The following is a 10,739-nucleotide window of genomic DNA, read 5'->3' on the forward strand; positions in this document are numbered from 1 at the left end:
CAAAACACAAGCGGAAGGGGCCGCCATGCTGAGGCAGGTCGCGGAGGGCGTGCTGATCCACCAGAGCGAGTTCTGCCAAAGCAACGCCATTGTCGTTCAGGGGCGCGAAGGCGTGCTGCTCATCGACCCCGGGGTGCAGGGCCACGAGATGGCCTGCCTCGCGAACGACCTCCGCGAACTGGGCCAGCCCGTTGCGGCGGGCTTCTCGACGCATCCGCACTGGGACCACCTGCTCTGGCACCCCGGGCTCGGCGCGGCGCCTCGCTACGGCACGGCCCGCTGCGCGGACACTGTCCGAGACCGACTGTCGGACCCGGGGGCGAAGGCCCGCATCGCCGCCCAACTGATACCGCAGGACATCGTCGAGCAGGTGCCGCTGGACCTGCTCGGCCTCATCACCGGCTTGCCCTCCCACACCGCGCGGATTCCCTGGGACGGCCCTTACGTCCGGATCGTCGAGCACCAGGCGCACGCCCCGGGCCACGCGGCGCTGTTGATCGAGGAGCGCGGCGTCCTCGTCGCCGGCGACATGCTTTCTGACGTCCTGGTTCCGATGCTCAACCTGAACGGCACCACTGACCCGGTCGAGGACTACCTCGCCGCGCTGCGGCTGCTCGAGGACGCTGCGGACGACATCGACGTCGTCATCCCCGGCCACGGGTCCGTCGGCGGAGCTGATCAGGTACGCGCACGGATCGACCAGGATCGCGCGTACGTACACGCCCTGCGTGACGCCCAGGTTCCCAACGACCCGCGGATCGGCCCATCGGCCACACACGACTGGGTGCGCGGCGTGCACGAGGGCCAACTCCAGCACCTCGCCCGACGAAGCGAGCACGACGGGACGCCCGGCTAGCTCGAACCGCCGCCGGGTCGGCGCGGACCCCACGTCACGACCCCGGCGGGGTCGGGACTCAGTCCGACCGGGTCGGGGCCGGGGCGCGGCACAGGCGCACCTGGTGCTCGGCGTCGGCGAAGCCGAGCCGGCGGTAGACGTCGATCGCGTGGTAGCCGGGGTCGGCGACGATGACCAGCATGCGGGCGCCCAACTCGCGCAGCCCCCACAGTCCGGCGTGGTGCACCAGGGCGGACGCCAGCCCCCGGCGGCGGAACGCCGGGTGCGTCTCGACGTTCTGGAACCGCGCCAGCCCGTCACCCGCGCCGAACACACCGGTGCCCGCGCGCATCCGGCCTTCGGTGAAGGCGCCGAACCAGACGCCGTGGCCGGCCTCGCAGAGCCTGCGGTGGTCCGCCACCCTCCGTTCCAGGAAGGTGCGGTGCTCGACGGTGAGGCCTAGCTCGTCGCAGTCGAAACGCAGCCGGACGGCCTGCTCCCAGTCGTCGTCCCCGCTCAGCGGGCGGATCTGGAGGTCCTCGGGAGCCGGCCGGGACGGTGGCACCAGACGGGACGCGGTCAGCACGGAGTCCACCTCCGTGGTGGTGCCGAGCCGGGCGCGCTCGCCCGCGTCGCCGGCGTCGCCGCGCGTGCCGTCCACTCCGAGGGCCAGGTGCTCGGCCTCCGGGAACTCCCGGGCGAACACCGCCGACCAGCGCTCCGCGTCACCCGGACCCGGTGGGGCGTCGAACAGCACGAAGTTCCCCCACCAGAAGTCGGGGTTGGACGGCGTGCGGACCACCAAGTGCGACGGCCGGTCGACAATCACGGAACCTGCGGACGCCAGCACCATCAGGTCGGTCCGGTATCCGAGCGAGATCACGTTCATCTGTCGATCCTAGGTGCGTGTCCAGCCCGGTCCGAGGGCCGCCTCCCGGCGAACCCAGCGGCGCCCGCGCGGAGCGGTCGGGACGCCTGGGCGCACACTTGTGCCCATGGAGCTCCAGATCACCGCCACTGACCCCGAGCACCCGGCGACCCTGCTCGACCTGCCCTGGGACGTGCCCCTTGAGGAATGGCCGGACCGGCACCTGGTCGCCCTGCCACGCGGTATCTCCCGGCACGTCGTCCGGTTCGCGCGGGCGGGCGGCGAGGTGTTCGCGGTCAAGGAGGTCGGCGAGTACGCGGCCGTGCGCGAGTACGGACTGCTGCGGGACCTGGACCGGCTCGCCGTGCCCGCCGTCGATCCGGTGGCGGTGGTCACCGGCCGCCAGGCCCCCCGGGGCGAGCCCCTGGAACCCGTGCTGATCACCCGTCAGCTCAAGGGCTCGATGCCCTACCGGTCCATGTTCGAGACGACGATGCGCCCCGGAACCATCAACCGACTCCTTGACGCGCTGGCCGTGCTGCTGGTGCGGCTGCACCTCAGCGGCTTCGCCTGGGGCGACTGTTCGCTGTCCAACACCCTGTTCCGGCGCGACGCCGGCGCCTACGCCGCCTACCTCGTGGACGCGGAGACCGGGCAGATCCAGCCCCGGCTCACCCACGGCCAGCGCGACTACGACCTGGACGTGGCGCGCGTCAACATCGTCGGCGAGTTGATGGACCTGGAGGCCGGGGGCGCACTGCACCCCTCCATCGATCCGATCCCCATGGGCCGGGACATCTGCGACCGGTACGGCGCGCTGTGGCACGAACTGACCCGCACCTCGGTCTACCCGCGTGGCAAGCGGCACCACATGGACCGGCGCATCCGGCGCCTCAACGACCTCGGCTTCGACGTCGCCGAGATGCAGATCCAACGCTCCCCGGACGGCGACGCCGTCACGTTCGTCCCCAAGGTCGTGGACGCCGGCCACCACCAGCGGCAACTCCTGCGGCTGACGGGACTGGACGCGGAGGAGAACCAGGCGCGCAGCCTGCTGAACGACCTCGAGACCTGGATGGCCACCCAGGAGGACCACACGCCCGGCGACCCCCTCGGGGCCAGCCCGGAGGTGCTGGCCCACCGCTGGGTCCGCGACGTCTTCCGCCCCGCGGTGCGGCTGGTGCCGCGCGACCTGCGCGACGCCATGGACACCGCGCAGGTCTATCACGAACTGCTGGAACACCGGTTGCTGATGTCCGAGCGCCAGCACCACGACGTCTCCGTGGCGGAGGCGGCGGCCGACTACGTCCGGGGCATCAGCCGATGACGCGCTCGAACGGCGTCGGGGTCCGGCCCGTCCAGCGGTAGAGGTAGACCTCCCCCTGCTGCCGCTTCTGCCCGTCCACGGTCACGGCGCGGCCCTCGGCGGCGTAGTAGTAGCCGTTGCCGAGCGCCTCCAGGCCGTAGTTGCCGTGGAAGTCCCAGCCGTACACCCCGGTGGCCGGGTCGTGACGGCCGTCGCGGACCAGGCTGAGCAGCCGACCGCGCTCCGGCTCCGGCTGTCCGGTGATCTCACCGAGCTTCGGCCGGGCCGAGCCGTCGACCATGAAGAAGGAGTAGTTCGGGAACTCCTGCTTGCGGCCGGTGTAGACGGCCATCAGCCAGTTCCCCGTGTGGGGGTCGTACTGGAGGTTCTGCACGCCGTAGGTGGTGTTGCCGGTGCGGACGAAGTACTTGCCGTCGGTGCGGTGCGGGCCGCTGCGGTGCGGGGCGCTCTGGGTGAGCGGCCGTTCGTAACGGGACCAGTGGCGCACGTCGTACTCCAGGATCACCTGGTGGTCGTTGTCCGCGCGCCCGGTGTGGGAGTAGACGCCGTAGGCGACCATCAGCTTCTGCTGGCCGCCCCGCGAACCGAACGAGGGGCCGAAGGAGACGCCGTCGATGCCGCTGCACCCGTACCGGTGGTCGGCGGTGTTGGCGGTGTCCCCGTCGAACACGCCGTTGCCGTCCATGTCGGCAGTGAAGTCCTCGACCACCTCCTCGAGGTGGACGGCCGTCATGACACCGTCCCTCTCCGCGTTCATGCCGACCCGGTCGATGGCGTCAACGTCGAAGATGGCGATGTAGAAGGCCTCCTCCGCCTTGTACTCCAACGACCCGTAGACCCGGCCGTCCTGCGGGTTGAGGTCGATGTCGCCGAGGTGGCCGGTCAGGCCCTCCACCGTGCCGATCACGTTCCCCGCCAGGTCGGTCTTGACCAGCGTCTGGGTGAACGACCAGTAGACGAAGCCCTTGGCGGTGTCGACCGTGACGCCCTGCACGTGACTGGTCGGCCAGGCGCCGCCGTTGATGTGCGTGGGCAGGTCGACGGGGGCCTGGGGCCCGCCACCGACCGGTGGCGCGGCCAACGCGGGGCCGGTCACCACGGTGGCGGCGACGGCGACTGCGGCGACGAGGAGGGTCCGGACGCTGCGCACGTGTTTCTCCTTGCTGGTGCGGGATGGAGCAACCCGAAACCTAGGAGCGGTGGGTTATCGGGCCGCTGCCCCCGGGCGTTGTCCGGCTGACGCGGGCGTGAACAGCGGGCCCCTGGTCCGTGTGGCGGCTCGCTCTGCTCAGGCGGCGGGGAGGCGAGTGCCGACGACCACGCTGAGGTCCGGCGCGAGACGGAGTTCCGTGGCATGGAGGTCCGGGTGCTCCAGCCAGTGCAGGCGGGACAGGTCGGGTGCGCCGTTGAAGCGGGGCGGCCACGTGGTGGCGGGGGTGAAGTCGTCGATCACCACCACTCCGCCGGGTGCGAGCAGGCGCGCGGGGTCCGCCACCCCGTCACCCTTGCCCTGGCCTCCGCCGTCGAGGACCAGCAGGTCATAGGGGCCGTGGTCGTCGATGAGCCGCCAGTCCCCGTGGATGACCTCGACGTGGTCGCGGCCCTGGAAGACCTCGGTTGCGATCCGGGCGCGTTCCCGGTCGCGTTCGACGCTGACCAGCCGGGCGCCGTGGGGGGCTCCCGACGCCAGCCAGGCCAGCCCGACACCGCATCCGGTACCCGTCTCGCCGACACGGTGCGGGGCGCCCGCGGCCAGCAACTGGAGCAGGCGGCCCTGTTCGGGCCGGCAGGAGTACCCGAAGCCGTGCCGGCGCGACGCGCGCACGGCCCGCCGGACCAGGGTGGGGAGGTCGTCGAGGTCCCGGTAGGCGTCTGTTCCGTGCAGCGACATGACGTGATTGTGGCCGCTCGGACCTTCCGACGGGTCGGGACGGTCGAACGGGGCAGCGGTGCCGGCGCTGACGGCCCGTGGGCCGGGCCCGCACCGGTCCCCTCTCAGGCGCCGCCCTCGGTTCCGGCCGCCGGGCGGGTGCCGACGGGCGTGGCGTCCGGCCGCCGGCGGTGGATCGGGGAGCGGGTCTCGGACAGTCTTCGGCCGGTACCGCCGCCCTGGACGGCGACGATCTCGGCGGCGATGGACACCGCGGTCTCCTCCGGGCCCCTGGCTCCGAGGTCGAGACCGATGGGGGAGGACAGCCGGGCCAGTTCGTGGGGCTCCAGGCCGGCCTCGCGCAGCCGGCGCAGCCGGTCCTGGTGCGTCCGGCGGCTCCCCATCGCGCCGACGTACCCGGCGGGGGTGCGCAGGGCCACCTCGAGCACGGGGACGTCGAACTTCGGGTCGTGCGTGAGCACGCAGATGACGGTGCGCTCGTCGATCTGGTCACGGACGGCTGCCAGGTAACGGTGGGGCCAGTCCACGACGACCTCGTCGGCTTCGGGGAACCGCTGCCGGGTGGCGAACACCGCCCGCGCGTCGCACAGGGTGACGCGGTAGCCGAGGAAACGCCCGATGCGGGTCACGGCGGCGGCGAAGTCGATGGCGCCGAACACCAGCATGCGTGGCGGCGGGGCGTACGACTCCACGAAGACCTCGGGGTCCTCGGCGCACCCGGAGTCAACCAGCCCCAGCATCCCGGTCGCACCGCGGCGCAGCATGTCCCGGGCCGCGTCGGCGGTGCGGGTGTCGAGCCCCGGGTCCCCCAGCGTGCCGGTGTGGCCCCCGGGCCCCACCACGAGCCGCGCCCCGGGCGGCAGGGGCCCCGCGGTCACGGTGGTGGCGACCGCCACCGGCCGGCCGGCCCGGACGTCGCCGGCCAGCTCCTCCAGTTCGGCGAAGGCCCCGACCTCGACCGGCCGGACCAGCACCTCGAGCACCCCCCCGCAGGTCAGCCCGATGGCCAGGGCGTCGTCGTCGCTGACCCCGTACCGTTCGAGCGCGGGGCTGGAGGTGGCCAGGACCTGCTGTGCGAGTTCGACGACGGCGCCCTCCACGCAGCCGCCGGAGAGGCTGCCGGCGACCTCGCCGGTCTCGGCGACCGCCATCGTCGCCCCGGGTTCCCGGGGGGAGGACCGCCAGGTGCGCACCACCGTGGCCAGGGCGAACCGGATGCCCTCGCGGTGCCAGGCCAGCGCCTGGTCCAGCACGTCCCTCATCGTCGCGTTCCCTCCGTGCGCGGCGCGTCCCCGCGGAGACCGGAGCGACAATCCCGCCTCATGGACAGGACAGCGGCTTTTCCATACGAACCATTGCTTAGTCGTTCAATGCGATCAGGACTTAAGATAGCGATCATTTGTCCACGTCCCATGGAAGATCCCTGGAGCGGCCAGCCCGGGGACGCTCCCCCGCCACGCCCGGACGTGACGCCCTACGCTGACCGGATGACCGCCCTGACGATCGCCTGGACGATCACGCTGACACCCATCGGTCCCCTGCTGCTCGCGGCCACGGAACGCGGTCTCGCCAACGTGGTGTTCCACGCCGACGAGCCCACCGCCAACGCCGCCCTGGAGCGGCTCGGGCGTTCCCTCAACGTCTCCCCGGTGGACGCCCCGGACCGGCTCGCCCCGGCGCTCGACCAGCTCAACGGGTACTTCGCCGGCACCAGGCGGACCTTCGACCTCGAGCTGGACTACTGCCTCACCACCGGCTTCAACCGCCGGGTGCTGCGCGCCCTGGCGGAGCGGGTGGGCTTCGGTTCCGTGGCCAGCTACCAGGACCTGGCCACCTGGGTCGGCGAGCCGGGGGCGGCCAGGGCGGTCGGTGTCGCCATGGCCACCAACCCGCTGCCGGTCGTCATCCCGTGCCACCGGGTGGTGGAGAGCGCGGGCGGCCTCGGGGGCTTCGGCGGCGGGGTGCAGACCAAGCGGGAGCTGCTGGCGCTGGAGGGCGTGCTGCCCCTGGCGCTGTTCTGACCACCGCCGCCCCCCCGCCCCTACACGACGACCTCCACGCCCCGCCAGAAGGCGATGTGCCCAGCGATCTGCCGGGCCGCCTCCGACGGCTCGGGGTAGTACCACGCGGCGTCCTGGTTCTCCTCGCCGTTGACGACCACGGTGTAGTAGCTGGCCGTCCCCTTCCACGGGCAGACCGAGGTGGTGTCCGAGCCCTTCAGCAGCTCGGTGCGCACCGAGTCCACAGGGAAGTAGTGGTTGCCCTCAACGATGACGGTGTCCTCGCTCTCGGCGATGACCACGTCGTTCCATATCGCGGTTGCCATGCGCCCATCATCCTGGTGGGCGCGACCACCCGCCAGCACCACCGGGCGATCCGCAGGTCGGCGCCCGCTCCGCCGCGGCCCCAGCACCCGGCATGCCCGCTTCGCCCCGGTCCGACCGGGTGAGCCGCGCCATATCCCCCGGTTCGACCAGGTGTTCCCTCGTCACGTGGTGCAGACTCGTACGAGTGGTGGCCCCAGGGAGGTACGCGCAGATGGTGGACAGCCCCGCAGATCGGCTGGTCGAGCTCCTCGACCTCGAGCAGATCGACCTCAACATCTACCGCGGACGCAGCCCGAACGAGTCGCTCCAGCGCGTGTTCGGCGGGCAGGTCGCAGGTCAGGCGCTGGTCGCTGCCGGGCGCACCACGGACGGCGAGCGGCCGGTGCACTCGCTGCACTCCTACTTCCTGCGCCCGGGCATCCCCGGCGTCCCCATCGTCTACCAGGTGGAACGGGTCCGGGACGGCCGGTCCTTCACCACCCGCAGGGTGGTCGCCGTGCAGCAGGGCCGCACCATCTTCAACCTCACGGCCTCCTTCCACCAGCCGGAGCCCGGGTTCGAACACCAGTTGCCGATGCCCGAGGTGCCCGATCCGGAGGACCTCCCCGAGCTGGCCGACGAGCTGCGGGCGCACCTCGGGGAGCTGCCCCTGGCCATGGAGCGGATGGCCCGCCGCCAGCAGTTCAACCTCCGCTACGTGGACCGGCTGCGCTGGACCGACGAGGAGCTGCGCGGGGTCGAACCCCGCAGCGCCGTCTGGATGCGCGCGATCGGCTCCCTCGGCGACGACCCGCTGGTGCACGTCTGCGCCCTGACCTACGCCAGCGACATGACCCTGCTGGACGCGGTCCGGGTCCCGGTGGAGCCGCTGTGGGGGCCGCGGGGGTTCGACATGGCGTCGCTGGACCACGCGATGTGGTTCCACCGTCCGTTCCGGGCCGACGAGTGGTTCCTCTACCAGCAGGAGTCCCCGATCGCCACGGGTGCCAGGGGGCTGGCGCGGGGGCAGATCTACAACCGGCAGGGGCGGCTGCTGGTTTCGGTGATGCAGGAGGGGTTGTTCCGCAAGGTCGGCGACTGAGCGGTCCGGGGCGCCGGGCACCGGAGGCGGTCGGCTCGCGCCGCCCCGGGGAGGGTGGCGCGGAGGGGTCGGCCGCGCCCACTCGGCCGCGCCCACCGGCGGTCAGCGCCGCGCCCGTGCCGAACGGGTGCCACCCCCGTCGACGTCACACTCCCCGACGGGCGGCCTGTTGCCGCCGACGCCAGGCCGGGGCGGTGCCGGACGCCGTCCCGGCACCGCGCCCACAGGGGACTTCGACATCAAGAAGCACCACAACGACACGCCAGGGCCAAACAGATTCCAACGCACCCCCTTGACCCCCGCGGGGGCCGGCGGCATGCTCCTTCTTCAACTGGTGTAGACCACTTGGAGAGCACTCCATGAGACGACGCCGCACGACCTCCTCCCTCTGCCTGCTGGCCACCACCGCCGTGGTTCTCGCCTGCCTGACCCCCACCGCGGGCGCCCGGTCGTCCGGGCCCGGCACCGCCGCCCTACCGCCCGTCTCCCCGACCCCCCAGGCCAGCAGCCGTGTCGGCGACGACGCCGTCGTCACCGACCGGGTCCTCGTCGTCGCCGACGACCAGACCGACCCCGCCGCCCGCGACCGCCTCGTCAGGGAGCTGAAGGCCCACGGTGTGCAGCGCGTGGACACCGTCAGGCCCGGAGCCGAGCCAGCGGCCGCGTCCGGTCTGCTCACCGTGCGCATCGGGCCCGCCGACCGGCCCGACATCGCCAGGGCCCTCGGGAACACGGCCAGTCCGACCCGTCCGGAGGGCTACGCCCTGCGCGTCTCGGGGCAGCGACCGCACGCGGAGATCGCACTGGGCGGGGAGGACGCGGCCGGACAGTTCTACTCGGTGCAGACGCTCCGCCAGCTCTTCCTGCCCGGGGACGACGGCTGGAAGGTGGCCGGCGCGCAGGTCAGCGACCACCCCTCCATGCCGTTGCGGGGCACCATCGAGGGCTTCTACGGGCAGCCGTGGACGCACGCCGAACGACTGGACCAGATGGACTTCTACGGCGACGTCAAGGCCAACACCTACGTCTACGCCCCCAAGGACGACCCCTACCACCGCAGCAAGTGGCGCGACCCCTACCCGGCCGACAAGCTCGCCGAGCTGGGCGAGCTCGTGGACCGTGCCACGGCCAACCACGTGCGCTTCACCTTCGCCGTCTCCCCCGGCGAGTCGATCTGCTACTCCGACCCGGCCGACCGCAGCGCGCTCAAGGCCAAGCTGCAGGCGCTGTACGACCTGGGCACCCGCGCCTTCTCGATCCCGTTGGACGACATCAGCTACACGCGGTGGAACTGCGAGGGTGACCGAGCCGCCTTCGGACAGCCCGGCCGCCAAGCAGCCGCCAAGGCCCAGGTGGACCTCCTCAACGACGTGCAGCACGACTTCATCGCCACCCACCCTGGTGCACGCCCCCTGCAGATGGTGCCGACCGAGTACGGCGACCTGACCGACACCGCGTACAAGCAGACCATGCGGAGCACCCTGGACCCGGCGGTCGAGGTGATGTGGACCGGCACCGACGTCGTACCCCCCAGCATCACCAACCAGCAGGCCGAGGCAGCGGCGCAGCTCTTCGGCCGCAAGGTGTTCGTGTGGGACAACTATCCGGTCAACGACTACTGGCGGACCAGGGGGAGGCTCCTGCTCGCCCCGTACGACAAGCGCGAGGCCGGGCTGTCCACGCACCTCTCGGGCATCGTGGCCAACCCGATGAACCAGCCCTACGCCAGCAAGGTCGCCGTGTTCGGCACCGCCGACTTCACCTGGAACGACGCGGCGTACGACGCGGACAGCAACTGGCGGCGCGCCATGTCCTACCTGGCGGGGGGTGACCCGGCCGCGACCAGGGCGCTGCTCGTCTTCGGCGACCTGGAGCACATGGCACCCACCTTCGGGGCGACCCCCTGGCAGGAGCAGGCACCCGAACTCACCCGCCAGGTCGACGCGTTCTGGACGGCGTGGAACGGTGGCGACCGCGCCGGCGCCGTGGCGGACCTGCGCCGCCACGCGACAGCCATCGAGGAGGCGCCCGCGACGATCCGGGGCCGTGCGGTGGAGAGCGGGTTCGTCACGGACTCCGCCCCCTGGCTGGACGCCACCGAGCTGTGGGGTCGGTCCATGGTGACCATGCTGGACGCGCTCGACGCCTGGCAGGCGGGGGACGGGGAACGGGCTCGGACCCTGCTCGGCACCTCCAAGGACCTCCAGCAGCGGGCCCGCGCCGTTCGCACCGACCCGCCGCGCAACACCTGGGGCGTGGCCGAGCCGAAGGTGGGCGACGGGGTGCTGGACACGTTCCTCACCCGGGCCGAGAGGACCATGGCCGACTGACACCGGATCGGCCGCGCGACGCGGCACGGGGTGGGTGGTACCCGCCCCGTGCCGCGTCGTCCTGCCTGCCTATGGGTCCG

General features: G+C 72.2%; 10 protein-coding genes. 5 read left to right on the forward strand and 5 right to left on the reverse strand.

Going from position 1 to position 10,739, the window contains the following annotated elements; translation table 11 throughout:
* Window positions 1-25: 25 nt before the first annotated feature.
* Complete coding sequence (locus tag A3IG_RS0114875; protein ID WP_018384369.1) at window positions 26-856, forward strand: MBL fold metallo-hydrolase; 831 nt, start codon at window positions 26-28, stop codon at window positions 854-856.
* Window positions 857-914: 58 nt separating this feature from the next.
* On the opposite strand, the gene A3IG_RS0114880 is transcribed toward A3IG_RS0114875, so the two are convergent.
* Window positions 915-1,724: a GNAT family N-acetyltransferase gene (locus A3IG_RS0114880; RefSeq protein ID WP_018384370.1), complete on the reverse strand. Its 810-nt coding sequence runs from the start codon at window positions 1,722-1,724 to the stop codon at window positions 915-917.
* A gap of 106 nt (window positions 1,725-1,830) precedes the next feature.
* On the opposite strand from A3IG_RS0114880, the gene A3IG_RS0114885 reads away from it, so the two are divergent.
* Window positions 1,831-3,030, forward strand: a complete 1,200-nt coding sequence (locus tag A3IG_RS0114885) for a DUF4032 domain-containing protein (RefSeq protein WP_018384371.1) — start codon at window positions 1,831-1,833, stop codon at window positions 3,028-3,030.
* Here A3IG_RS0114885 and A3IG_RS0114890 read toward each other — a convergent pair.
* The 3 genes from A3IG_RS0114890 to A3IG_RS0114900 form a co-directional block, all read right to left on the reverse strand.
* A complete protein-coding gene (locus A3IG_RS0114890) occupies window positions 3,020-4,180 on the reverse strand; it encodes a hypothetical protein (RefSeq protein ID WP_018384372.1) in 1,161 nt (386 codons plus the stop codon). The genes A3IG_RS0114885 and A3IG_RS0114890 overlap by 11 nt on opposite strands.
* 138 nt (window positions 4,181-4,318) lie before the next feature.
* A complete protein-coding gene (locus A3IG_RS0114895; protein WP_018384373.1) occupies window positions 4,319-4,921 on the reverse strand; it encodes an O-methyltransferase in 603 nt (200 codons plus the stop codon).
* Window positions 4,922-5,025: 104 nt separating this feature from the next.
* A complete protein-coding gene (locus tag A3IG_RS0114900; RefSeq protein WP_018384374.1) occupies window positions 5,026-6,183 on the reverse strand; it encodes an XdhC family protein in 1,158 nt (385 codons plus the stop codon).
* Window positions 6,184-6,408: 225 nt separating this feature from the next.
* Here A3IG_RS0114900 and A3IG_RS0114905 point away from each other — a divergent pair, with 225 nt between their 5' ends.
* A complete protein-coding gene (locus A3IG_RS0114905) occupies window positions 6,409-6,942 on the forward strand; it encodes a methylated-DNA--[protein]-cysteine S-methyltransferase (RefSeq protein WP_018384375.1) in 534 nt (177 codons plus the stop codon).
* A 20-nt stretch (window positions 6,943-6,962) separates the two neighbouring features.
* Here A3IG_RS0114905 and A3IG_RS0114910 read toward each other — a convergent pair whose 3' ends face one another.
* A complete protein-coding gene (locus A3IG_RS0114910) occupies window positions 6,963-7,247 on the reverse strand; it encodes a DUF427 domain-containing protein (protein ID WP_018384376.1) in 285 nt (94 codons plus the stop codon).
* 212 nt (window positions 7,248-7,459) lie between these two features.
* Here A3IG_RS0114910 and A3IG_RS0114915 point away from each other — a divergent pair, with 212 nt between their 5' ends.
* Together A3IG_RS0114915 and A3IG_RS0114920 are read left to right on the forward strand one after the other, a co-directional pair.
* Entirely contained in the window at window positions 7,460-8,329 is an 870-nt protein-coding gene (locus A3IG_RS0114915) for an acyl-CoA thioesterase (RefSeq protein ID WP_018384377.1), read from the forward strand.
* Window positions 8,330-8,688: 359 nt separating this feature from the next.
* Complete coding sequence (locus A3IG_RS0114920) at window positions 8,689-10,659, forward strand: beta-N-acetylhexosaminidase family protein (protein WP_018384378.1); 1,971 nt, start codon at window positions 8,689-8,691, stop codon at window positions 10,657-10,659.
* Window positions 10,660-10,739 lie beyond the last annotated feature (80 nt).

It is taken from the genome of Wenjunlia vitaminophila DSM 41686 (genome assembly GCF_000380165.1).
Lineage (GTDB): Bacteria > Actinomycetota > Actinomycetes > Streptomycetales > Streptomycetaceae > Wenjunlia > Wenjunlia vitaminophila.

Coding starts and splice junctions, on each gene's coding strand:
- A3IG_RS0114895 (WP_018384373.1), bottom strand. CDS start 4,921: ATGTCGCTGCACGGAACAGACGCCTACCGGGACCTCGACGACCTCCCC.
- A3IG_RS0114880 (WP_018384370.1), bottom strand. CDS start 1,724: ATGAACGTGATCTCGCTCGGATACCGGACCGACCTGATGGTGCTGGCG.
- A3IG_RS0114915 (WP_018384377.1), top strand. CDS start 7,460: ATGGTGGACAGCCCCGCAGATCGGCTGGTCGAGCTCCTCGACCTCGAG.
- A3IG_RS0114910 (WP_018384376.1), bottom strand. CDS start 7,247: ATGGCAACCGCGATATGGAACGACGTGGTCATCGCCGAGAGCGAGGAC.
- A3IG_RS0114885 (WP_018384371.1), top strand. CDS start 1,831: ATGGAGCTCCAGATCACCGCCACTGACCCCGAGCACCCGGCGACCCTG.
- A3IG_RS0114900 (WP_018384374.1), bottom strand. CDS start 6,183: ATGAGGGACGTGCTGGACCAGGCGCTGGCCTGGCACCGCGAGGGCATC.
- A3IG_RS0114920 (WP_018384378.1), top strand. CDS start 8,689: ATGAGACGACGCCGCACGACCTCCTCCCTCTGCCTGCTGGCCACCACC.
- A3IG_RS0114875 (WP_018384369.1), top strand. CDS start 26: ATGCTGAGGCAGGTCGCGGAGGGCGTGCTGATCCACCAGAGCGAGTTC.
- A3IG_RS0114905 (WP_018384375.1), top strand. CDS start 6,409: ATGACCGCCCTGACGATCGCCTGGACGATCACGCTGACACCCATCGGT.